Source organism: Pseudomonas sp. G.S.17, from assembly GCF_038096165.1.
Taxonomy (GTDB): domain Bacteria; phylum Pseudomonadota; class Gammaproteobacteria; order Pseudomonadales; family Pseudomonadaceae; genus Aquipseudomonas.
The window spans coordinates 2,627,339-2,650,760 of the sequence record NZ_CP151076.1 but is presented as its reverse complement, the minus strand read 5'-3'; the positions used below and the strand labels follow the sequence as shown (position 1 = coordinate 2,650,760).

Annotated in this window: 23 protein-coding genes; 2 read left to right on the top strand and 21 right to left on the bottom strand. The window is 60.4% G+C overall.

From position 1 onward, the window contains the following. Nucleotides 1-42: 42 nt before the first annotated feature. The 7 genes from AABC73_RS12295 to AABC73_RS12265 all read right to left on the bottom strand — a co-directional run bounded on the left by AABC73_RS12295 (nucleotide 43) and on the right by AABC73_RS12265 (nucleotide 7,267). Nucleotides 43-987, bottom strand: coding sequence for a FecR domain-containing protein (locus tag AABC73_RS12295; RefSeq protein WP_341523811.1), 945 nt, complete (start codon nucleotides 985-987; stop codon nucleotides 43-45). Further along, nucleotides 984-1,499, bottom strand: coding sequence for a sigma-70 family RNA polymerase sigma factor (locus tag AABC73_RS12290; protein ID WP_341523810.1), 516 nt, complete (start codon nucleotides 1,497-1,499; stop codon nucleotides 984-986). The genes AABC73_RS12295 and AABC73_RS12290 overlap by 4 nt, the downstream gene beginning before the upstream one ends. A gap of 352 nt (nucleotides 1,500-1,851) precedes the next feature. Next, nucleotides 1,852-2,817, bottom strand: a complete 966-nt coding sequence (gene araH / locus AABC73_RS12285) for an L-arabinose ABC transporter permease AraH (RefSeq protein WP_065836435.1) — start codon at nucleotides 2,815-2,817, stop codon at nucleotides 1,852-1,854. 40 nt (nucleotides 2,818-2,857) lie between these two features. Further along, a complete protein-coding gene (araG, locus tag AABC73_RS12280) occupies nucleotides 2,858-4,384 on the bottom strand; it encodes an L-arabinose ABC transporter ATP-binding protein AraG (protein ID WP_341523809.1) in 1,527 nt (508 codons plus the stop codon). A gap of 88 nt (nucleotides 4,385-4,472) precedes the next feature. Beyond that, nucleotides 4,473-5,474 (bottom strand): substrate-binding domain-containing protein, encoded by a 1,002-nt coding sequence (locus AABC73_RS12275; RefSeq protein WP_341523808.1) that lies wholly within the window; start codon nucleotides 5,472-5,474, stop codon nucleotides 4,473-4,475. 152 nt (nucleotides 5,475-5,626) lie between these two features. Beyond that, on the bottom strand, nucleotides 5,627-6,505 hold the full coding sequence (locus AABC73_RS12270) for an SMP-30/gluconolactonase/LRE family protein (RefSeq protein WP_341523807.1): 879 nt from the start codon (nucleotides 6,503-6,505) through the stop codon (nucleotides 5,627-5,629). A 45-nt stretch (nucleotides 6,506-6,550) separates the two neighbouring features. Then, nucleotides 6,551-7,267: a FadR/GntR family transcriptional regulator gene (locus tag AABC73_RS12265; protein WP_341523806.1), complete on the bottom strand. Its 717-nt coding sequence runs from the start codon at nucleotides 7,265-7,267 to the stop codon at nucleotides 6,551-6,553. Between the two features lie 305 nt (nucleotides 7,268-7,572). Between AABC73_RS12265 and AABC73_RS12260 the strand changes: the two genes are divergently transcribed. After that, the gene (locus AABC73_RS12260) at nucleotides 7,573-8,721 is read left to right on the top strand and encodes an aldose epimerase family protein (RefSeq protein WP_341523805.1); all 1,149 of its coding nucleotides are present in this window, start codon (nucleotides 7,573-7,575) and stop codon (nucleotides 8,719-8,721) included. 126 nt (nucleotides 8,722-8,847) lie between these two features. On the opposite strand, the gene AABC73_RS12255 is transcribed toward AABC73_RS12260, so the two are convergent. The 14 genes from AABC73_RS12255 to AABC73_RS12190 form a co-directional block, all read right to left on the bottom strand. Beyond that, nucleotides 8,848-9,741 (bottom strand): metal ABC transporter substrate-binding protein, encoded by an 894-nt coding sequence (locus AABC73_RS12255; protein ID WP_341523804.1) that lies wholly within the window; start codon nucleotides 9,739-9,741, stop codon nucleotides 8,848-8,850. 28 nt (nucleotides 9,742-9,769) lie between these two features. Further along, nucleotides 9,770-10,639, bottom strand: a complete 870-nt coding sequence (locus AABC73_RS12250) for a metal ABC transporter permease (RefSeq protein ID WP_341523803.1) — start codon at nucleotides 10,637-10,639, stop codon at nucleotides 9,770-9,772. Further along, a complete protein-coding gene (locus AABC73_RS12245) occupies nucleotides 10,636-11,400 on the bottom strand; it encodes a metal ABC transporter ATP-binding protein (protein ID WP_341523802.1) in 765 nt (254 codons plus the stop codon). Before AABC73_RS12245 ends, AABC73_RS12250 begins: the two co-directional genes overlap by 4 nt. Next, complete coding sequence (locus AABC73_RS12240; protein WP_276205006.1) at nucleotides 11,397-11,528, bottom strand: hypothetical protein; 132 nt, start codon at nucleotides 11,526-11,528, stop codon at nucleotides 11,397-11,399. Before AABC73_RS12240 ends, AABC73_RS12245 begins: the two co-directional genes overlap by 4 nt. 81 nt (nucleotides 11,529-11,609) lie before the next feature. Next, a complete protein-coding gene (gene metC / locus AABC73_RS12235) occupies nucleotides 11,610-14,375 on the bottom strand; it encodes a cystathionine beta-lyase (RefSeq protein ID WP_341523801.1) in 2,766 nt (921 codons plus the stop codon). Nucleotides 14,376-14,521: 146 nt separating this feature from the next. After that, nucleotides 14,522-14,833 carry a glutathione S-transferase family protein gene (locus AABC73_RS12230; protein ID WP_341523800.1) on the bottom strand — a complete coding sequence of 104 codons (312 nt, stop codon included), beginning with the start codon at nucleotides 14,831-14,833 and terminating at the stop codon, nucleotides 14,522-14,524. A gap of 66 nt (nucleotides 14,834-14,899) precedes the next feature. Beyond that, nucleotides 14,900-15,496, bottom strand: a complete 597-nt coding sequence (locus AABC73_RS12225) for a cysteine dioxygenase (protein WP_341523799.1) — start codon at nucleotides 15,494-15,496, stop codon at nucleotides 14,900-14,902. A gap of 85 nt (nucleotides 15,497-15,581) precedes the next feature. Further along, the gene (locus tag AABC73_RS12220; RefSeq protein WP_341523798.1) at nucleotides 15,582-16,418 is read right to left on the bottom strand and encodes an amino acid ABC transporter ATP-binding protein; all 837 of its coding nucleotides are present in this window, start codon (nucleotides 16,416-16,418) and stop codon (nucleotides 15,582-15,584) included. Then, nucleotides 16,405-17,193: an amino acid ABC transporter permease gene (locus AABC73_RS12215; RefSeq protein ID WP_341523797.1), complete on the bottom strand. Its 789-nt coding sequence runs from the start codon at nucleotides 17,191-17,193 to the stop codon at nucleotides 16,405-16,407. The genes AABC73_RS12220 and AABC73_RS12215 overlap by 14 nt, the downstream gene beginning before the upstream one ends. Continuing rightward, nucleotides 17,183-17,917 (bottom strand): amino acid ABC transporter permease, encoded by a 735-nt coding sequence (locus tag AABC73_RS12210; RefSeq protein ID WP_341523796.1) that lies wholly within the window; start codon nucleotides 17,915-17,917, stop codon nucleotides 17,183-17,185. Before AABC73_RS12210 ends, AABC73_RS12215 begins: the two co-directional genes overlap by 11 nt. Beyond that, nucleotides 17,914-19,131, bottom strand: a complete 1,218-nt coding sequence (locus AABC73_RS12205; protein ID WP_341523795.1) for an aminotransferase class I/II-fold pyridoxal phosphate-dependent enzyme — start codon at nucleotides 19,129-19,131, stop codon at nucleotides 17,914-17,916. Before AABC73_RS12205 ends, AABC73_RS12210 begins: the two co-directional genes overlap by 4 nt. Further along, nucleotides 19,128-20,564 carry an FAD-binding oxidoreductase gene (locus AABC73_RS12200; RefSeq protein WP_341523794.1) on the bottom strand — a complete coding sequence of 479 codons (1,437 nt, stop codon included), beginning with the start codon at nucleotides 20,562-20,564 and terminating at the stop codon, nucleotides 19,128-19,130. Before AABC73_RS12200 ends, AABC73_RS12205 begins: the two co-directional genes overlap by 4 nt. After that, on the bottom strand, nucleotides 20,561-21,400 hold the full coding sequence (locus AABC73_RS12195; protein ID WP_341523793.1) for a transporter substrate-binding domain-containing protein: 840 nt from the start codon (nucleotides 21,398-21,400) through the stop codon (nucleotides 20,561-20,563). The genes AABC73_RS12200 and AABC73_RS12195 overlap by 4 nt, the downstream gene beginning before the upstream one ends. A gap of 53 nt (nucleotides 21,401-21,453) precedes the next feature. Beyond that, nucleotides 21,454-22,287, bottom strand: a complete 834-nt coding sequence (locus AABC73_RS12190; protein ID WP_341523792.1) for a transporter substrate-binding domain-containing protein — start codon at nucleotides 22,285-22,287, stop codon at nucleotides 21,454-21,456. Nucleotides 22,288-22,534: 247 nt separating this feature from the next. Here AABC73_RS12190 and AABC73_RS12185 point away from each other — a divergent pair, with 247 nt between their 5' ends. After that, nucleotides 22,535-23,404, top strand: coding sequence for a LysR substrate-binding domain-containing protein (locus AABC73_RS12185; protein WP_341523791.1), 870 nt, complete (start codon nucleotides 22,535-22,537; stop codon nucleotides 23,402-23,404). The last annotated feature ends 18 nt before the right edge of the window (nucleotides 23,405-23,422 follow it).

Here is a 23,422-nt window from a genome sequence, read left to right as displayed (position 1 = left end):
CTTGAGAGCAATGACAGGCGAGGTCAAAAAAAGGGACACGGCTCAGGCAGAAATTTTGCGGGGCGTCAGCGTGACCCAATACCGGGTTCGCGTCCGCACCTGTACCGGCAGGCTGGCTGCCAGTAGAAACAGGATCTTGTCGGTATCGTCGAGGCGGAAGGTACCGGTGACTTTCAAGGCATCCAGCGCCGGTTCCCAGCGCAGGACGCCAGGCCGATACCGACTCAGTTCGGCAAGGAACAGCCCCAGGGGTTGGTTTTCGACGCTGAGCACCCCTTCGCGCCAGCCCGGTTGTCGGGTGTCGAAGCTGTGCAACGGCGCCACGGAGGATGCGTTCATGGTGGTTTGCTGGCCGCCGTGCAGCCGCACGCTCATCCCGTTTTGCGGGAACAGATCGACACTGCCGCGCCAGACGGAAACCCTACAGCCCTGCCCGTCCAGCCGCACGCAAAGCTCGGCGTCATTGGTCAGAATGCGTCCTGCGGGGGTGTCGATGGCGATGGCGGCCGTGTTCGCTGCCATGTTCAAGGCCAGCTCACCTTCGATCAGGGCCAGGCTGCGGGTGGCAACGTCGATATTCACCGCGCTGGCTGTATCCAGTTGCAACAGGCTGCCATCGGGCAGACGCAACTCCTTGCGCTCGCCTGCGACCGTACGCAAATCAGCGCGCCAGGCCGCCACGGGGGCATGCTGGCTAAGCAGCCAACCGCCAGGCAGCAACGCGGCGACGATCAAGGTTCGCTTGAGAACGGTACGACGGCCCAGCGCCGGGCGGTCGAGGCTGGCCAGTGCCAGTTCGCCGGGCAGTGCGGAAAATCTGCCGCGCAGGCCCTGGGCTTTTTGCCAGGTCTGTTCGTGACTGGGGCATTGCTCGCGCCAGCGTTGCAGCTGCGCGCAGTCTTCGTCACTGGCGGCGCCGGATTCCAGCAGCACCAGCCAGTACGCCGCATCCTCGGCCACCCGGCGCGACGGCGCGGAACTGCTCACAGCTCGGCCATCAGGCAATGGGTGTAAGCCTGGGCCATGTAGCGTTTTACGGTGCGCTCGGACACCTGCAGCCGCTGCGCGATCTGCGCGTAACCCAAGCCTTCCAGTTGCGCCCATAAAAATGCCCGGCGCACCGCCAGCGGCAACGCGTCGAGCAATTCATCCAGGGCTTGCAGGGTTTCCAGCAGAATCCAGCGTTGTTCGGGGGACGGAATGACAGTCTCGGGCAAAGTCGCCAAGGCCTGAAGATAAGCCTGTTCAAGGCTGCGACGCTGATAATGATTGACCAGCAAACGCTTGCCGACCGTCAGTAGATACGCGCGAGGTTCACGCAGTTGGGTCAGCGGTTCGCTGTGTTGGCTGGCCAGAACCCGGACAAAGGTATCCTGGCTCAGGTCGGCGGCATCCCACGCATTGCCCAGCCGCGCACGCAGCCAGTTTTCCAGCCAGCTGCGGTGTTCACGGTAGAAATTTTCCAGAGTGGCCTCTGACGGCCCTGCTGTTTGCCTCATGCTTAACGGCCCACTGCGCATGTCACTAATTAAAATGAGAATCATTCTAATTAGTTAGCGTGGACTCGCCAATCTTTTAATTTCCGTAGGAGATTTCATATTTTTGGGGCCCCCAAAAAAATCCCGTTGGATCACGTGACTTGATGTGGGAGTTTACGAGCAGCGCGAGGCAGCGATGGCGGTCTGCCTGACACACCACCTCGCGGCCATCGTAACCTTCGAACGTTCCTACAGGATCGCGAGTCAGCGGTCCGTAGGAGCGGATTTATCCGCGAGGAGGCAGGTACATTTGAGGTAGTTTCTGTACTGGGAATGCCGCCCTCCCGGCTGAAGCCGGTCCTACACGATAGCCTTACCGACGCTTCATCCGGTCAATGATCACCGCCAGCAGCAGGATCGAACCACGAATCACGTATTGATAGAAGGTGTCGATGTTCTTCAGGTTCATGGCGTTTTCAATGATCGCCAGAATCAGCACCCCGGCGATCACATGGCGAATCATGCCGATGCCGCCGCTCAGCGAAACCCCGCCCAGCACGCAGGCCGAAATCACCGTCAGTTCGAAGCCCTGGCCGATCATCGGTTGCCCGGAGGTCATCCGCGAAGCCAGGACCACGCCGGCCAATGCGCCGATCAGGCCATGCACGGCGAAGATGATGATCTTGGTGCGATCCACATGCACACCCGCCAGCAACGCAGCTTCCTGGTTACCGCCGATGGCCAGGGTGTTACGGCCGTACGTCGTGTAGTTGAGCAACCAGCCAAAGAAGGCGAAGCAGGCAATGGTGATCAGGATCGGCACCGGCACGCCGTACAGCTGGCCGTTGCCGAACACGAAGAAGTCTTCGTTCATCACTCCGACGGCCTTGCCGTTGGAGAAGATATACGCAAGGCCGCGGACGATCTGCATGGTCGCCAACGTCGCGATCAGCGCGTTGATGCGCAGCTTGGCAATCACGATGCCATTGATCAGCCCCACGACAAGGCCCATGGCCAAGGCGGCCGAAATCCCCAGGAACAGGCTGTCCGTGTCGCGCATGACAATCCCGGCGATGACCCCGGAGCAGGCCAATACCGAGCCCACCGACAAATCGAAATGTCCGGAAGCCAGGCAGAACAGCATGGTGCAGGCGGCGATGCCCACCGTGGAAATCGCCAGGCCCAGACCGCGCATGTTCAGCGGTGACATGAAGTTATCGATCAGCAGCGCGCAGAGCACGAAGATGCCCACAGCGGCCATCAACATTGCCCAGTCGTCGATTAAACGACGCACATTGAGACCCTGGCGTGGAGCCGTCAGGCTGGTTTCGGTAGACATACGCACCTCTTTTTTATTTTTCACGGTGTATTGGCCAGGTTCAGACGCGGGTTCGCGGCAGTGCCAGTTGCAGCAGTCGTGCTTCATTGGCCTCGTCGCGGGTAAGCTCGCCAGTGATGGCGCCCTCGCTCATGACCAGGATCCGGTCGGCAATGCCCATGACCTCCATCAGATCGCTGGACACGACAATGACCGCAATGCCATCGGCGGCAAGGTTATGGATGATCTGATAGATCTCGGATTTCGCGCCGATGTCGATGCCGCGCGTCGGCTCATCCAGCAGCAGCACCTTCATGGGCATCGACAGCCAGCGCCCGAGAATCGCCTTCTGCTGATTGCCGCCGGATAGGAACAGCATTTGCTGATCGGCCGAGGGCGTCTTGACGTTCATTGACTTGATCTGCGCCTTGGCGTTATCGCGCTCCCATCGCCCCTGAATCAGGCAACCCAGGCTGACGTGACGCGGCCGCGCGCCGATATTGATATTTTCCTGCACGCTGGACAGCGGCACGATGCCCTCTTTCTTGCGATCCTCCGGGCACAGCAGTATCCCGGCGGCGATGGCGTCACGCGGGGACTTGAATTCCAGCGCCTTGCCTTCAATCTGCAGAACGCCTGCCTTGCTGCGTGTCAGGCCGGAAAGCATGCGGAACAGTTCGGTACGGCCAGCGCCCACCAGGCCGAAAAAGCCCAGCACTTCGCCCTTCTCCACGGCGAAACTGACTGGTTCCTGCAACCCTGGCCCCATCAGTCCGGTCACCCGCAGACTTGGCCCCTGATGCTGGCGCGGGCGATAGTTGTAGATATCCTGAATGTCGCGACCGACCATGCAAGTCACCAGCCGATCATGATCCAGGTCGGCCATGTCCTCGAAGGTGCGTACGAAGCGACCATCCTTGAACACCGTCACTGCATCGCAGACCCGGAAGATCTCTTCCATACGGTGCGACACGTAAAGAATGACCCGACCTTCGTCGCGCAACTTGATGATGATCGCCATCAATCGATCGATTTCCCGGGCCGATAGACTGCTGGTGGGTTCATCGAAGGCGATGACATGGGCGTTACGGGACATAGCCTTGGCGATTTCCACCAACTGGCGCTGACCGAGGGACAAATCGCCCAGGCGAGTGTTCGGGTCGATTTCGTCGGCCAGACCTTTAAGCAGTTCCCGGGCGCGGCGCACCATGGCCCGCCGATTGACCATGCCCCAGCGGTTGGGCATGTGGCCGAGTAACAGGTTCTCGGCGACGGACATTTCCGGCACCAGTTGCAGTTCCTGGTGAATCACCGCGACACCGGCGGCAATGCTGTCAGCCGTGGACTTGAAGACCTGTTCCTGCCCGCCAATGGACAAGCTGCCACTGTTGGGCTGGTATGAGCCGCCAAGAATCTTCAACAGCGTGGATTTGCCCGCGCCGTTTTCGCCCATCAAGGCATGCACGCTGCCCGGACGTGCTTCAAAGTTGATGTCCGACAGCGCACGCACACCGGGAAAGGTCTTGCCGATCCCGTTGAAACGCAGACTGCCAGCGGATGGTTGCTGTTCAGTGGCCAGTTGTTGCATGGAAACCTCCTCCTCGCTCCATGGGTCAATGGAGCGAGGACTTGCAGATGGAGGCCTGAAATTTCAGGCCAGCGACGTGGTGTGCGCGTTACTTCCAGAGACCGATTTTGGTCAGCACTTCCTGAAAGTTGGCACGGGTGATCAATGTCACGTCTTCCATCGCGGTGTATTTAGGCGGTTCCTTGCCATCCTTGACCCACTCATACATCTGCAAAGCGGTGTTGTAGCCTTCCTTGTCCGGGCTTGGCAGCATCGAACCGAAGAAGCCACTTTCCTTCTTCTTCAATTCGTCGATGGCGTCGGTACCATTGATACCAATCCCGATGAGGTTTGTCGGCTTGAATGCAGAGCTTGCTGCGCGAACACCGCCCAGGACTGTGTTGTCGTTCATGCCGCCAACGATCAGGTTTTTAGCCGAGGAAGGAAGTTTAGGCAGTGCCGAGCCGGTTGAGTCCATGCTGCCGGGCACGTCGAGGGTTTTCTGCGGCGCGTAGATAATGTGGTCTTCTGGCAGGCCGGCTTCCTCCAGCGCTTTAACAGAACCGTCAGTACGCTTTTTACCGGTATCCAGTTCGTTGTAGGTGTTGATGATCGCGTAGGTCTCTTTCCAGTCCCAGTTGCGATTCTTCGCTTCAGCGGCCATGGCGGCGCCCTGTTGCTGACCCACTTCGAAAGCGGCCATGCCCAGATACGGCACGTCTTCCATGAACTTACCCTTGGCATCGACGAAGCGATCATCAACGGCCATGACTTTCATGCCATTGGCCTTGGCCTTGGCGACAATGGCCGGGCCCAGCGAAACATCTGGCGGGCAGATGACGAAGCCCTTGGCGCCGTTGGCGGCAAGGCTGTCGATAGCGGCGAGAGTCTTTTCACCGTCTGGCACGGCGATTTTTATGACCTCGAAACCATGATCCTTCCCGGCTTTCTCGGCAAAAGCCCATTCCGTCTGGAACCAGGGTTCTTCAGCCTGCTTGACCAGAAAGCCGATCTTGATCTTATCGGCAGCGGAGGAAATGCCGCTCATGCCCAGAACGGCAGTGGCGACGGCAACACAGCACAGGGAGCGAATCCCGTGGCGACTCAACATAGCTAACTCCTTATTTTTATTGAATAGCTACAGCGTCCAGCGGTGAGGTTGTCGGGACACCGCAAGGACGTCAAAACAACAGAAACCAGTCATATCATATTATGAATGCCGACTATGTAACCTAGTGTCACGGCATCCCGGGGACAGCGAATTCATCCTGCAAAACGGTGACAAGCCATGCCCTGCACACCCACATCTGCCATCAATAACGCGCCGTCGAACTGACCGCTGGCATCGGCGGGCGCGGCGCTGGTGACATACAGCGTAGAAAGATCCGGGCCGCCGAATACGCAGCTGGTGGGATGGCTGACCGGCAATTCCACCAACCGGTCGACGCTGCCGTCCGGGGCGAAGCGGATCAGGCAATGGCCGTCCCAGCGTGCGTTCCAGATATACCCTTCGGCGTCCATGGCTGAACCGTCCGGCGTGCCGCGAGCATGCTCGGTCGCCCAGACGTCACGCGAACCCAGGCGGCCATCAGCGCGAATCGGATAACGATAGATCACCCCATCCAGGCTGTCGGCGCTGTACACCTCGTCGCCCGCGGCGTTCCACAACAGCGTGTTGACGATGCCTTGCCCGGCGAGCAACGGCGTGACGCTCGCGTCATGATCGATGCGGAACAGACCGCCCGAACGGCGCTTCAACGGCAAGTCGCCGCCTTCTTCATCCAGATTGTTTTGCATGCTGCCCAGCCATAGACGGCCCTGCGCGTCGCAGCGGGCTTCATTGGCGCGGTTGCCGCTGACCGGATCGGCGACACACAGCAGGCGCAAGCGCGGCTCATCGGCGGGGGAATCAAGATCCAGGCGGTACACGCCGCTGGCCAGAGTTACCAAGGCATCGCCAGCATGGGTGGGGATGAATGCAGATACCGCTTCGGGCATCCGCCATTTACGAAAGTGGCCATCAACCAGGCGGCAGGCCAGCCGCGCCGCGATATCCACCCAATACAACGCCAGTGTTTCGTGATCCCAGAACGGTCCTTCGGCCAGCATGAAACGGTGCTCGGTTACGGGCTGCCAGTGCATAAAATCACCTTTGTTATTATTTTTTTCGGTTAATCGGTACTGCGTTTACTCCGCGGTTTGCGCGGCGGTCTGACTGGCGAAAAACCCGGCAATCACCACTGCTGCCTGCTCGATCAGGGTCATGCACGCCCAGACCCCGCGCGCTGCATCCCGTGTCGCAATCGCATCGGCCAGTTCCTTGTGCAGCGGCAGCGTCTTGCCCAATTCACCCGGCACTGCCGAGGTCACTTCGAACGACACCGCCAGCAATGCACCCAGCGCCGGCAACATCTGCTCGATGAACTGGTTGTGACTGGCCGCCAGCACCGCCTCATGAAAACGCCGATCCGCCAGGTTGTAATCGCCCTTGTCCGCCACGGATATCGCCAGGGCCTCGTATGCCGCCTGGATCTGCGCAATCTGTTCCGGAGTCGCCCTGTCACAAGCCCAGCGCACCGCCATCGGCTCGATGGTGCGGCGCAGGTCGAGCAGATCCATCACAAACCCTTGCGACAAACCCTTGCGTGCCAGCCAACCCACAACCTGCGGATCGAACAGATTCCAGCTCCGCATCGGCATGACCCGCGTGCCGACCTTGGGCCCCACTTCCAGCAACCCTTTGGCGACCAGCGTCTTGATCGCCTCACGAATCACCGTTCGACTGACGCCCAATTCCTCGGCCAATACCGCTTCAACCTTCAACACCTGCCCCGGCGCTACATTGCCCGCCGCGATCCAGGTTCCCAACCGATCCACCGTCGACGCGTGGAAATTACTGCTCATGATGCGTACGCCTCGCTATGCGGTTTTTCCGCAGATCGAGGCTAATCATCACATGATTGAGCGTCAAGTCAGCTCAACGGCCCAGCAATCGACCTTTACAGACGCTGATGAGAACCAATAATCCCGTGCAGCTACTAAATAGTATTACGATTAAATTTTCAAGCACGCTTTTATCGTCTATAAATCCACTTATCGCTAAAATCACCAATGAATAGTCTTACCAATCAAATGAGGTTTAGGTACTTCCCCACTGCAGCCCGAACCGTCGGTACTGCGCAAAACAACAAAAAAAGGTAGAACAACCCATGAAACCCTCTTCTCTGCTCAGCAGCTTTGGACTGTCCCTGATGATCGCAACCCTGACGGCCAACGCGGCCGGGCTTTCCAGTGCACACAGCGCCTTTGGTGCGACCAGCGATGGCACCGCCGTCGAGAAGTACACCTTGCGCAACAGCCATGGCATCGAAGCCAACGTCATTACCTATGGCGCGACGCTGCAATCGCTGCTGGTGCCGGACAAGAACGGCAAGGTCGACGATGTGGTGCTGGGTTTCGATGATGTGCAGGGCTATCAGAACAACGGCACGGTGTATTTCGGCGCGACCATCGGTCGTTTTGGCAACCGCCTTGCGGGCGGCCAGTTCAGCCTGGACGGCAAGACCTATCAGGTTCCGCAAAACGACAAGACCAACGCCCTGCACGGCGGTCCTCAAGGGTTTGACAAGCGGGTCTGGAAAGCCGAGCCGAGCAACGGCAATGGCTGGGTTGGCGTGAAACTGACTTACCTGTCGGCCGATGGCGAAATGGGTTTTCCCGGCGCACTGAACACCGAAGTCACCTACAGCCTGAACGAGAAAAACGAGCTGCGCGTTCAGTACCGCGCCACCACCGACAAACCTACGGTGCTGAACCTGACCAACCACAGTTACTTCAACCTGGCTGGCGCCGGCAACGGCGATGTGCTCAAGCAGGTCGCGACCCTGCACGCCTCGCATTACACGCCGGTAAATGAAAAGTTGATTCCCACCGGTGAGCTGCCCGCTGTCAGCGGTACGCCCATGGACTTTCTCAAGCCCACGGCAATCGGCAAGAACATCAAAGCCGATCATCAGCAGTTGAAATACGCCGAACCCAAGCAAGGCGGCTTCGATTTCAACTGGGTGCTGGACACCAAAGGCGACGTGAGCAAACTCGCCGCAGAGGTCAGCGACCCGCAATCCGGACGGCGCTTGCAGTTGTTCACCAGCGAGCCCGGCGTGCAGCTTTACACCGGCAACTTCCTTGATGGCAGCATCCACGGCAAGGCTGGCAAGGTCTATCCGCACTGGGGCGCGTTCACCCTGGAAACCCAGCACTATCCGGACGCGCCGAACCAGCCGAAATTTCCAAGCACGCGCCTGGATCCAGGCAAGACCTACACCCAGACCACGGTGTTCAAGTTCATCGGGAAGTAACCCTATCTGTTGGAGCGAGCGGGCGGCGTTCCGACTTGCCCGCGAAGGCGATTTTGCTGACGAATCCCGTTTGGCTGACACAACGCCTTCGCGGGCAAGCCCTACTCCAACGGGACTGAATTGGATTCACTGCCCCCTCATCGCCGCCGTCAGCTTGTCGACGTTGTAGCGAAACATCTGCGCATAGCTGGCGGCCGGGCCGTCGGCGGGCGACAGGGATTCGACGTACAGCTCGCCGCCGGGCTGGGCGCCGCTGGCGTCGGCGATCTGTTTGACCAGACGCGGGTCACCGGAATTTTCAAAGAAGTACGCACTGACATGCTCGGCCTTGATCTGGCGGATCAACTTGCCGACATCCGCGGCCGAGGCTTCAGATTCAGTGGAAAAGCCCAGTGGCGACAGGAAGGTCACGCCATAAGCATCGCCGAAATAACCAAAGGCGTCATGAGAGGTCAGCACCTTGCGCCTGGCCGCTGGAATCGCCTGGACTTGCGCCCTCGCGTAGCTGTCCAGTTCCTGCAACTGCGCCATGTAACGCTCGCCGTTAGCCTGATAAACGCTGGCTCCTTCGGGATCGGCCTTCTTCAAGGCAGCAACGATATTGCGCACGTAGATCACGCCATTGGCGGCGCTGTTCCAGGCGTGAGGGTCGGTGATGCGCTTGCCGTCTTCTTCCATGCTGCGGGTCTTGATGCCATCCGATAGCACCACCGGCTGGCCCTTGTAGCCCGAGGCCCTGATCAAACGGTCGAGCCAGCCTTCCAGATGCAAACCACTGACGAACGCGACATCGGCCTTTTTCAACGCCTGGGCATCGGCCGGGGTCGGCTCGTAGACATGAGGATCGCCGTTCGGCCCGATCAGCGACGTGACATGCACCCGATCACCGCCGACGTTATGCACCATGTCGGCAATCACCGTGAACGAAGCCACCGCTTCAACAGGTTTGGCCTGGGCCAGCAGACTAAACGCAGACAGCGCAAACGCTGCCATTGAGCTCAACAGCATCGAATTCTTCATCACATTTCTTTCCGTTTTATGAGGCGTTTCAGTGAGCGAGATGGGGTTTGGGGAACAGTTGTCGCAGGATGCCGGTGCGACCGAACAACAGGGAAAAGCCGTAGAAAGCGCTGGCGGTCAGGACAATCGCCGGGCCCGACGCGACGCCCAGATGGTAGGAAATGATCAAGCCGATCAAACCCGAGAGCGTCGCGACCAACGTCGAAATCAATACCAGCGCACTCAGTGAGGTGGCCCAGAAACGCGCCGCCGTGGCTGGCAGCATCATCATGCCGACCGCCATCAGCGTGCCCAACGCCTGAAAGCCCGCCACCAGATTGAGCACCACCAGCAGCAGAAACAGCACGTGATACAGCGAGCCGCGCCCGCCCACCGCACGCAGAAAACCCGGATCGAAACACTCCAGCACCAAGGGCCGATAGATCAGCGCCAACAGGATCACGGTGAAAGAAGCGATGCCGCCAACCATATAAATCGCGTCGGCGTCGATGGCGAGGATGGTGCCGAACAGCACATGCAGCAGGTCGACATTGGAGCCGTGCAGCGAGACGATCATCACCCCGGCCGCCAATGACGTGAGGTAGAAACTGGCGAAGCTGGCGTCCTCACGCAGGCTGGTCAGCCGACTGACCAGCCCGGACAGCAGCGCGACGGCCAGACCGGCGATCAACCCGCCAATGCCCATGGCGGGCAACGACAAACCGAAAAACAGGAAGCCCAGCGCCGCGCCCGGTAGCACCGCATGACTCATGGCGTCGCCCACCAGACTCATGCGCCGCAGCATCAGCAACACGCCCACCGGGCCGGAACCGATACCCAATGCCAGGCAGGCGACCAAGGCCCGGCGCATGAAGCCGAATTCGACGAAGGGCTCGACCAGCAGCGAATACAGGATCATGCCCGGCGCTCCTGCTGGTCTTCAGCTTCCAGCGCGCACAACTCGGCATCGGCACTCCAGAACTCGGCCATATTGCGCGCCTTGCGCAGGTTCACGACGCTCAAAACATCAGCAGTGGCGCCCCAGGCAATCGCTTCCCGAGCCATCAATAAGGTTTGCGGAAAATGCTGACGAACCTGGTCGATGTCGTGCAGCACGGCAATCACCGTACGGCCCTGGCCATGCCAGACGCGCACCAGCTCCAGCAGATCCCGCGTAGTACGGGCGTCGATGGCGTTGAACGGCTCGTCGAGCAAAATCACCGACGCATCCTGCAACAGCAATCGGGCGAACAGCACCCGCTGGAATTGCCCGGCCGACAGCGAACCAATGCTGCGCCCTTCAAAACCGTCCAGCCCTACGGCCTGCAATGACGCCTGGGTGCGGCGGGCCAGATCCCGGCTCAAGCCACGAAACGGGCCGATGCTGTGCCAGGCGCCCATGGCCACGGTATCGGCCACGCTCAAGGGGAAGCTGCGATCAATCTCGGCAGCCTGGGGCAGATAGCCCAGGGTTTTCGCCGCCAGATGGCCGCGATCCACGTGGCCCGCAGCGGGTTTCATGGTGCCGGCGATGGCTTTGATCAAGGTGGACTTGCCAGCGCCGTTGGGGCCGACAATGGCCGTCAGGCTGCCGGCCTCGAAGCGTCCGCTGATGTGATGCACGGCGGGACGGCGTTCGTAAGCGACGGTCAGGTCGTTCAAGGCAATGGCGGCGCTCATGGGATGGCCACCGCCCAAACGATGGCCAGCCAAAGCAGCACCAGCATTGCCAGCGCCAGCACTGTCCGCTTCCAGGCGGATTGAGCCAGCACTGAACCGGTGATGGAGGGAACGCGGGGAGCTTTCATGAGCGAGTAACCTGCAACGATTTGTTACAGCATTACATAGCTCGAATTCCAAGTGTTATGAAATAACATTTAGCCGTGCCGTCACGCTTTTATAGCGGCGAAACCTCGGTTCAGGTCCTCTTGCAACGCGGCCACGTCTTCCAGCCCGATGTGCAGACGCAGCACTGGATTCAGGGCCTTGTCGGCCACATTGTTGCGATCACTGACATCCGCCACGGTGATCAGGCTTTCGTAACCACCCCATGAAGCGCCCAGGCCAAACAGCTCCAGGGCGCCAATGAAACGCTCCAGTTGCCCAGGGTTTGCGTCCGCCAGCTCAAAGGACAACAAGCCGTTGCTGCCGCTGAAATCGCGTTTGAACAGCGCGTGATCCGGGTGATCGTTCAAGGCCGGATGGAACACGCGTTTGACCTGCGGCTGGGCTTGCAGCCAATGGGCGATTTCCAGCGCCTGGCGCTCATGCACTTCCATGCGCGCCGCCAAGGTACGGGCGCCGCGCAGCACCAGATACGCATCGTCCGGGCTGACGGTATTGCCGAAACTGTCGCTCATGCGCGCCAACGCAGGCCAGACCGCTTGCGTGGTGCAGACGCTGCCCATGACCACATCGCTATGGCCGCACACATACTTGGTCAGGGCCATGATCGATATGTCCGCGCCAAGGGTCAGCGGTCGATACAGATAGCCCGAGCCCCAGGTGTTATCAACGGCGAGCAGAATGCCTCGCGGTTTGCACAACGCGGCAATTGCTGGCAGATCGCACAGTTCATACAGCAGCGAACCCGGCACTTCGGCGTAGACCATTCTGGTATTGCCGCGCAGCTGCCCTTCGATGCCCCGCCCATCCGCCGCGAAATACTCCACCTCGATACCGAATGGTTGCAGAAAATCCGTGGCCAGGCGGCGAACCGGGCCGTACACCGCATCGGTAAGCAGCACATGATCGCCGGGCCGCAGGTACGCCAGGAATGTCTGCGCCACGGCGGCCAATCCGGTGGCGAACAGCTTGCTGCGATGACCGCCTTCCAGTTCGCTGACCAGATCCTCCAGGGCGAACGCGGTGGGGTTGCCACGCGCGCCGTAGCTCAACACGCGCTCACTATCCCGGCGTTTACGTGCGTCGCGCATTTGCCCAAGGCTGTCGAACAGCACCGTGCTCAAGCGCGTGACCGGCACATTCACCCCGCGCCCGCCGCTGCCCTTTTCAGTACGCGCCGCGTGAATCAGCCGGGTACGCACCAAAGGAGCTGCCGACGAGCGCTCAGGCTTTTTTGCATTGAGCGGCTTGAGGCTGGCGATTTCCGCGTCAGTCATCTGTGCCAACAGGCCGATTTCCCAGGCCAGATATTGCCGCGCCGCATCCTTGTTGCCCGAGTGGCGGTCATGGGTAAAGAACAGAAAATCGATGCAGTGTTCATCAGAGAGCGCGGCGGCATCTTCTATCACCGCCAGACCCGCGTTCTGCCAGGCCTGCAACCCACCGTCCAACAGCCGCACATAAGCACGTTGAGCGTCAGGCAGTTCCAGCGCAGCCAGCTGGGCCACTTCCGGGCTGTCGGCGACCAATACCAGCGGCCGTTGCTCGTCAGCAACTGCGGCGGCGAGCAACGAACGAATCGACCAGCGCGAGCCTTGAATATGGCCCTTGCGAAAGCTCATGCTCGGGCGCAGATCGATCAGTGCCACGGCGGAATCTTTCAAAGCATCGCTCAGCTCTTGTGCGCTAATAGTCGGCAACGATGGCCCGGCAACCAGCGGCGCTGCATCCAGGGCAAAGCCCGAATCAATTCCGCCTTCCAGCACATAAGCATCGTGGCCCAACTGGCGCAGCCAACTGGCAACAATCGGCGCGCGAATTCCGTCGCTGTCCACCAGCACCAGGCGCGCATGGCGCACGCCGACATACAAATCAGTGGACTGAATCAACTGCCCGCCAGGCGTATGTTGCGCACCGCGCAGCGTGCCAGCGGCGAATTCCTCGGCGGTGCGCACGTCACACAGAAACAGACTGCGCTGCGCATCGGCAGCCCAGGTTGCTGCCGTCTCGGCACTCACCGTGCTGACGCCAGCGCGCCGAGCCAACGCCTGGGCGGCGTCGCGCTGTTTCGCCAGAGCGAGCGGCGATACCGCGTCCGGATAGCGACGGCTGCTGCCGTGCTCCAGTTGCAAGTCAGCGAGAAACCAGCCTTGGGTGCCGTTTTCCAGGGCATACACCGGGTTTTTCACGCCCAGATCAATCAAGGTCTGCGCGCCGATGATGCTGCGGGTGCGACCGGCGCAGTTGACCACGATGGGCGTGGTTTCGTCCTGCAACAACTCAGGCAAGCGGTAACCGAGTTCACCGTTGGGGCAGCAGATCGAGCCCGGAATGGTCATCTTGCGGTATTCATCGAACGGGCGACCGTCCAGCAACAGCAGCGGCTCGCCGCGCGCCTGCCACTGCGCCAGTTCGCCCGCGCTGATGTGCGGCGTGTGGCTCGCCTCTTCCACCAGTTCACCAAAGGCCTTGGACGGCACATGCACCCCGGCGAACAACTGCAAGCCGGCGGCCTGCCAACCTTCGGCGCCGCCTTGCAGAATGTGCACCTGCGCGTAGCCCAACGCTTCAAGCCGCGCCGCAGCCCGCGCTGCCAACTCAGTGCCGTCCTGATCGTAGATGACCAGACGCACGACAGGATTGGGCGCCAGACGCGGCACTTCCAGTTCCAGTCGGCTGTACGGCAGGTTTTGCCCGTGAAACAGATGCGCCTCGCCGTACTGACCATGCTCACGCACGTCGAACAGGGCGATCTCCTGTCCATCGAACAGCCATTGCTGAAGTTGCGCCGGGGTGATGATTTGGCTCATGGGGTTCTCTGATTTGTTTTGAATACAGCTTCTGTACAGACTGTGTGGGAGCGAGCTTGCTCGCGAAGGGGCCAATACAGCCGACGTGTTTCGAGCCCGAAAATCGCCTTCGCGAGCAAGCTCGCTCCCACAAATCGTGGCCTGAATTACTGCAAGACCAACGACCGCTCGGCCGCCGCCACTTCCCTGCCCTTGGCATACGCGCGCTGCACGGCCGGACGGGCCTTGATACGTTCGCGCCAGGCGTCGATATGTGGATAGCGAGCCAGATCCTGGCCCTGACGCAGCGGCTGAATCCACGGAAAAATCGCCATGTCGGCAATGGAGTATTCCCCCGCCACAAACGGCACCTCGCCAAGACGTTTTTCCAGCACGCCATACAGACGCGTCGCTTCGGCATTGAGCAGGTCCAGGGCAAACGGAATCGGCTCGGGGGCCTTTTCCTTGAATAGCTGCAACTGGCTCAGATACGGCGTGGATGGCGACTTTCAGGCCGTTACCGGTGGGCCAGTAATACAGGTCGATCATGCGTAGGCCTTGATCGACGGGGCCATTTGCGAGGCATTGTAATTGAGCACGCGGCCTTCTTCGTTGACACCATAACGGCCATTCAACGACTCCAGCGGGCGACCGTACAAATGGAAGTGCAGCGTCGGTGTTTCGCCTTCGACGAGGATGCCGTGCAGGTCATCACCGAGGAAACCGATCGGCGTACCCGGCTGAACCAAGACTTCCTTGTCCAGCACCAGTTTGGCGTACTGCGGGTCGCTGCCGTCATCGCTGCGCGCCCACACGTAGTTGATTTCCTGGCCCTGCACGGCAACGATCACCGCCCAGGTTTCGTGATTGTGCGGCAGGGTTTTCTTGCCCGGCAGCAGCGAGTTCATGTACAGCGTCGGCGTCTCGCCATCATCGTTCAGGCGGTAGCGAAAGGCGGTGTCGCCCTCGCCCGGCACCGGCGACGGGAACGCGTCGAAATTGAACAGATCGTGACGCGCGGCCAGCCCTTCGAGCAGGCCGATGATTTCTTGCAGCGCAGCACGGTCCACGCCGCGCTGGTTGATGATGCGAACTTGATCGAGAAGCGTCTCGATGGCTTGGGCACGGGTTTCGGTGGTCATGAAAAATACTCCTGGGAGGTCATTGCAGTCGGTTTTTTATAAAACTGCACGCAGGTAACGCCTGCTTCGCAGGTCTTCTGGTCATTCAAACGGACAAGCTGTAACGGCTGATATTGCTCAACAAAAACGGATCGCCCTTGGGCACCGGACGCCGCCCGGCATCGCCCAAGGCATGGCGCAGGAATTCGTGGGTACGCTCGCTGGTCGGGTGTTGAAAGATCTGCTCGGCGCTGCCGTGCTCGACAATCAGACCGTTTTCGGTGAAATACACCACATCGCTGATTTCCTCGGCAAAACGCATTTCATGGGTGACCAGCACGCAGGTCATGCCCTCTTCGGTCAGCTCGCGAATCACCGTCAGCACTTCACCCACGGTTTCCGGGTCCAGTGCCGAGGTCACCTCATCGAACAGGATCAGTTGCGGGCGCATGGCCAGGGCGCGGGCGATTGCCACGCGTTGCTGCTGACCGCCGGACAGTTGTCCCGGATACGCGTCGGCCTTTTGCTCCATGCGAACCTTGGCCAGCAAGGCGCGAGCTTCCTGTTCGGCGTCGGCGCGATTGCGACCCAGTACCTTGCGCGGCGCGATCACCAGGTTTTCCAGCACCGACAAATGCGGGAACAGGTTGTATTGCTGAAACACGAAACCCACGCGTTTACGCAGTTCGATGCGCTGCGCCTCGTTGGCCAGCTTGTCCACTTCGGTGTCACCCACGCGAATCGTGCCGCGCTGGGTTGGCAGCAGGCCGGTGATGCAGCGCAGGATCGTCGATTTGCCCGAGCCGGACGGGCCGATGATCGACACTGCCTGGCCGCGCTGCACGTCAAGGTCGATGCCTTTGAGCACATGATTGCTGCCGAACGACAGATGCAGGTCACGCAGGCTGACCAAAGGCTGCGAAGCGGTTTCAATAGAAGGCATAACGGCGCTCCAGGCGTTGGGTCAGTCGGGAAATCGGGTAGCAATAAGCAAAGAACAACGCCAGCAAACTGAAGTAGATCAGCACGGTAAAACCGGTCTGGTTGACGGTATTGCTGGCGATCTGCGCGGTGTCGATCACGTCATGCACGCCCACCAGCGAGGCCAGCGCCGTGCCCATGGTGATCACCGCGTACAGGTTCATCCACGGCGGCAACATGCGTTTGAAGCACTGCGGCAGGATGATCGAGGTGAAAATCTGCCAGCGCGTAAAGGCCAGGGAGCGGGCCGCTTCCCATTGCGTGCTGGGGATCGAGGCGATAGCGCCACGGAAGATTTCCGCGACGTTGGCACTGGCGGGCAGCGCCAGGCCGATGGTCACTTTCACCCAATCCGGGAACGATACGTACGAACTGCCAATGTGAATCTCGAACGGGAACACATAGGTCGTGAAGTAGATCAGTACCAGCCACGGCGCATTGCGGAAGATCTGCACCCAGATCCGCGCCGGCAAACGCATCAGCCAGGTCGGCGACAGCGCCAGCGCACCGATCAGCAGCCCCATCACCGAGCCCAGGCCGATAGCCACCAGGCTGATCAAAATATTCTGCCCGAAGCCTTTCGCCAGCGCCGGGGACCATTGCACCAAGGCTAGAAACACCGGGCTGTGCGGTGCGGCGACTATTAGCCAGGCCAATGCGGCCAACAGCACCGCCAGCTTGCACATATGGCGACGCGGCCAGGCCAGAGGCGCAACGGCAGATGAATCAATGGCCATAGCCGGGCATCCTCAGGCGCGCTTCAAGGGCGCGACCTACACAATTGACGACAAAGCTCAGCAAGCCGAAGAACGACAGGATCAGGATCATCAGTTCCAGGACGTTATCGCTCTGGGTCCAGATCATGATCGCCGCGTAAGTGATATCGCCCACGGCAATGGCCGAGGCAACAGCGGTCATTTTCACCAGGTCGATCAGGTTGTTGATCAGCGATGGCAGCGCAAAGCGCAGCGCCAGCGGCAGCTGCACATTCCACAACAACTGGCGACTGCTGAACGCCAGGGAGCTGGCGGCTTCCAGCGTCACGGTCGGCACCGCTTCGATGCCGGCGCGCAAGGCTTCAGCATGAAACGCGCCTTTGTGCAGGGAAATCACAATCACCACCCAGGCAAACGGCGTCAGCGGATTGGCCGCGCCTACCGCCTGGGTCAACAGCATATTCAGAACCAGAAACGCGCAGTACAGCTGCACCAGCGTCGGCGTGTTGCGGGTGATTTCGATGAATACCCGCGCCGGAGTCGCCAGATAACCTTTGCCCGAGGTCAGCATCGCTGCCAGCGCGACACCAACCAGCAAACTGCCAACAATGGTGAAGGCGCACAGCAGGATACTGGTCAGCGCACCGTCCACCATGGAGCCACGTTGATAGGCATCCAGCAGGAAGCTGTAGTTGAGGCCAAAGCCTGCGGTCCAGTGAACGAACAGTTCCAGCCACTGACTCATTGCGGCGCCTCGATCAACAGCCGCTCACAAGCAACGGCGATACGTCGACCCGCTTCGGCAACGCTGCTGGTGGCAGTGGCAATCGACAGGCGGAACCACGGCGACAGGCCATACGCGCTGCCCGCGACACCGGCGACGCCGGACTCCAGCAGCCAGTCCACCACGTCAGCGTCGCTGTCCAGGCGCACGCCGTCCGGGCGATAACGACCGAGCAAACCGGCGCAACGCACAAACACGAAGAAGCCGCCTTGTGGTTCCAGCACTTGCAAGCCATTCACGGCGCTCAATGCCGAGACCAGCAAATCCCGGCGCTGGTGATACGCGGCAACCTGCTCGGGAAGAAATCCCAGCCCGCCCTCAAACGCCGCCAACGCCGCCGCCTGCCCCACCGAAGACGCGCCGGAGGTGGACTGCGATTGCACCACGGTCATCGCGGTGGTCAGTTCTTTTGACCCGGCGCCGAAACCGATGCGCCAGCCGGTCATGGCGTAGGTCTTCGACACACCGCCCACCAACAGGCAGCGGGATTGCAGATCCGGCGCGACGTTAAGCAGGTTCAGCGCCGAGTGATCATCGAAACGGATGTGCTCGTACAATTCGTCGAGCAACACCAGCACTTGCGGATGACGGCGCAGCACCTCGGCCAGCGCCAGCAGTTCTGCCTCGCTGTACACCGCGCCGCTTGGGTTGCCGGGACCATTCAGAATCAGCCAGCGGGTGCGCTCGGTGATGTGTTGTTCCAGCTGAGTCGGCGTCAGTTTGCAGCCCTGCTCCAGACCGCACTCGACGAACACTGGCTCGCCACCACTGAATCGCACGCTGTCCGGGAACGACGGCCAGTAGGGAACCGGCACCAGCACTTCATCGCCATCATCCAGGGTTGCGGCAAAGGCGTTGTAAATGATCTGTTTCGCGCCGTTGGCAATCACGATGGACGGCAGCGGGTAATCCAGACGGTTCTCGCGCTTGAGCTTGCTTTGCACAGCTTCGCGCAAGGCCCGCACGCCCGGTGTTGGGGTGTATTTGGTGTCGCCAGCGGCAATGGCTGCGTAAGCGGCTTGCTTGATGTGTTCCGGGGTATCGAAATCCGGCTCGCCGGTGGTCAGGTCGAGAGTGTCGACGCCCGCCTCACGCAGTGCCGTGACGCGGGATTTGGCCGCCGCATTGGCCGACAGCGTGACGCGCTGCACGCGTTTTGACAGACGCACGCTCATAGAGATTCTCCGTCGTCGTCCAGGGCAAATACCTTGCCCGGATTGAGCAGATTCTGCGGATCCAGAGCGCGCTTGATGCGCCGCATCAGATCCAGTTCCACCGGGCTTTTGTAACGGGGCAACATCGCCAGCTTGCGTTGGCCGATGCCGTGTTCGGCGCTGATGGAGCCGCCGTGAGCATGGGCGCTGTCGTGGACCAGCTCGCTCAACGCCACATAGTTCTGCATGTGCGCTTCGACGCTGGAGTCCAGCGGATGCGCCACGTTGTAGTGCAGATTGCCGTCACCCAGATGGCCGAACGTGAAATTGCGCACGCCGGGGAAGTGCTCTTGCAGCAACGCATCGGTGTGGGCAACGAAGTCGACGATCCGGGAAATTGGCACTGAAATATCGTGCTTCATGTTGCGACCGGCACGTTGCTGCGCGTCGCTCATGTTCTCGCGCAGCAGCCAGAGCGCCTCGCTCTGGGCCAGACTTTCGGCAATCAAGGCGTCCGCCAGCAAACCCGACTCGAATGCTTCGCCGAGCACCTCTTCGAAGGTTTGTCGCGCATGGGCTTCGCTGTGATTGTCCGAGAGTTCCAGCAGCGCGAACCAGGGCTGCGGCGCATCCAGGAATGGCTGCGGCCCGTCGGGAAACTGTTCACGCAGCAACGCCAGGCAGTCAGCGGTCAACAATTCGAACGCAGTCAGGCTCGCGCCAAATCCGGCCCGGGCGTGGGACAGCAAATCCACCGCCTGCGCCAGGGAATCGAACGCCAGCAAGGCCGTGGCTTGCGCCTTGGGCAGCGGAAACAGCTTGAGGGTTGCCGCCGTGATAATGCCCAGCGTGCCTTCGCTGCCAATGTACAGATCGCGCAGGTCGTAACCGGTATTGTCCTTGCGCAAACCGCGCAGGCCATCCCAGATTTCGCCTTCGGCAGTGACCACTTCCAGGCCGAGGGTCAACTCCCGCGTGTTGCCGTAACGCAGCACCGCAGTGCCGCCGGCGTTGGTGCCGAGGTTGCCGCCAATGGTGCAACTGCCCTCCGCGCCCAGGCTCAACGGAAACAGCCGCCCGGCGTCACGCGCCACGTCCTGCAGGTTTTGCAGGATGCAGCCCGCTTCGACAGTCAGCGTGTCGTTGTCGGTATCAACCGCGCGCACGCGATTCAAGCGATCCAGCAACAACAACACCGAAGTGCCGCTGCCGTCCGGCGTTGCCGCGCCCATCAAACCGGTGTTGCCGCCCTGCACCACAATCGGCGCCCCATGGGCGACGCACAAGCGCACCACGGCGGCGACTTCTTCGGTGTTGGCCGGATGCACGGCCGCGATGACCCGACCAACATACGTGCCTTGTTTGTCGGTCAAGAACGGGCTGGCCTGCTCACTGTCCTGCACGTGGTTGGCGCCCAACAGCTGTTGCAAGGCCTGGAACAGGGCTGCACTCATGGCGTTACGGCCAGAGGCGCAGCGCTTTTGTACTTCTCGTGCAGCTCACGCAAGGCCTGGGACGGGGCCATGCCGGTACGCTGACCGACGTCGATCAACCAGCCGCTGCGATGCCAGTCGCGAATGATCGCGTCGAGTCTGGCCTGCACGTCGTGTTCGCCCTTGCGTACCCAGATCACTGAATTGGACGGGATCAGGTCGCTCGGCAGCGGCGTTTCGTAGCCGGACCAATCGGCATCGTCGAGCAACGCGTGCATGGTCGGGCTGACGTGCACCGCCGCTACGCAGCCATTGCCGCGCAACGACAACAGCGACTCGGACTGGCTGCGGAATGCCTTGATCTCGGCGCCGTAGGTTTCCTGCAACGGCTTGATGAAGTTGCTGCCCTGGGACACGCACACCGGCTTGCCTTTGAGGTCTGCCCACTGGGTGATGCCGGCGCCTTTGCGGATCAATGCGGCGCCGCCGACTTCTTCATAAGGTGTCGGCGCGTAATCGAGAATCTGCGCGCGCTCGTCGGTGTACTGCATGTTGGCGATCAGCAGATCAACCTTGCCCTGTTGCAGGAACTGCACGCGATTGGGCGCCAGTACCGAAACAGTTTCCAGTTCGACGCCCAGTTGCTTGGCAATGCCTTTGGCCAGCTCGACGTTGTAGCCCAGATGCTCCCCGGTTTTCGGGTCGATGGTGCCGAACGGCGGACCGCTGAGAATCACGCCGATGCTGACTTTATGACGCTGCTGGATCTTGTCCAGGGTTGCATCGGCGTGGGCCAGGCCAGCGCAAAGCACCAGCCCCAGAGCGGTCAGGGTGTTGCGGGCGAAGAATGTGTTCATGGAGATTCCTTGACTGGAGAGACCTGTAGGCGCGTGGCTTGCGTCTACAGACCTCAGCCTTTGAATTTGTCGTGCAACTCCACCAACGCTGGCGAGGCAGGCGCTATGTGATGGCGTTTTTCCGCTTCAATCAGGAAGCCGCTGCGGTGCCAATCCTTGACGATAGCATCGAGTTTGGCCTGGGTATCGGTTTCGCCCAGACGCGTCCAGATCACCGACGGCGCGGGGTTGAGTTCCGGGGAAATCGCGCGGTAATCCTTCCATTCGGCGTTGTCAGCCAACAGCGGATTGATCAGCGTGGCGTCGTGAACAGCGGCGATGCAGTTGTTGCCGCGCAGCGCCAGCAAGGATTCCGACGAGCTTTTGAATGCCTTGAGTTCAGCACCGAACTCAGTCAGCGGCTTGACGTAGCTGCTGCCCTGAGACGTGCAGACCGGTTGGCCCTTAAGATCCTGCCAAGTAGTGATCTTGCTGTCTTTCAATACGGCGGCAGTACCGCCGACTCGATAGAAAGGCGTTGGCACCGAGCCGAGAATCTGCCCGCGCTCAGCCGTCCATTCCATGTTGGCGATCAACAGATCGACCTTGCCCTGCTGCAAGAACTGCACGCGGTTGGCGGGCAGCACCGGCACCAGTTCGACTTCGGCATTCAGCCGGCGGCCCAGATCCTCGGCCAGATCGACGTTCAAGCCTTTGGGCTTCTGATTGGCGGGGTCGATGGAGCCAAACGGGCCACCTGACAACAACACGCCGACCACCAGACGGTGACGCTCCTGGATTTTGTCCAGGGTTGCATCGGCCTGAACCAAACCGCTGAATGCCAGCGAGAACAGAATACCCAGCACGGCGGGCATTGATTTTGAAGCTGGCAAACGACTGTTCGGCATGGAATTCCCCTGGCTGATGATCGGCGTACCCCGATCTGATGTGTGGGCATCCTAGGTACAGCCAGCGACGAACGGAAATTCAAATATCAAATATGGTTATAACTTTCAGTATTCATAACGCAGCATGCATGGCAAAAACCCAATGTTCATTGGCCTTAACCTCAGTACTCAATAAACGCTTTTCACATTCATATAAAAATACGTAATGTATTAAGCCTCGACGCTGATATGAATCCACTGAAAAAACATGTCTGATACCGACGTTACCGCAACCCTCGATCTGGATTTACTCCGCACGTTCATCGCCGTGGTCGATCACCACAGCTTCGCCGAGGCCGGCGCGCAGCTGGCGCGGACTCAATCGTCAGTCACCCAGCACATGCAGCGCCTTGAACAACAAGTGGGCGTGAGTCTTTTTCAGAAACAGGGCAGGCAAAAGCATCTGACTGAACCGGGCCGCCAACTGTTGCGGCACGCGCGGCTGATGCTCTCGCTGAACGATGAGGCGCTTAATTCCCTGCGGGAAAGCAGCTTGAGCGGCGTGCTGCGCATCGGTTCGCCCCACGATATCGCCGACACCATCCTGCCGCCGATCCTTAGCCATATCGCCCGTTCGGCACCGCGCCTGCGCCTGGAAATCGACGTCGGGCGCAGCCCGTTCCTGATGGATGATCTGCATCGGGGCAAAGTCGATATGGTGATTTCCACTCGGGAAGATCCGACCCTTGAAGGCTTTGCGCTGCGCACTTCGCCGGTCTGGTGGATCTGCTCGGCGCAATATATTCATGTGCCCGACGAGCCGCTGCCGCTGATTCTCGTCGACGAACCGAGCATCTATCGACGCTACGCGCTGGAGGCGCTGGAGCGCGCCAATATTGCCTGGCGCCAGGCGTATCTGGCCTCGAACCTGATCGGGATCAAGGCCGCCACCCGCGCAGGGCTGGGTGTGACGGCGCGGAGCATGGAAATGCTCGGGCCGGACATGCGCGTATTGGGGGAAAACGACGGCCTGCCGCGTCTCCCCGATGTGACCTACCACTTGTGGATCAGGCCCAATACCGTCAACCCGCTGGCCCGCAAAGCCTACGATCTGATCCGCGCGAGCCAGGGTTTGTAGCGCTTGATTCGACACTGA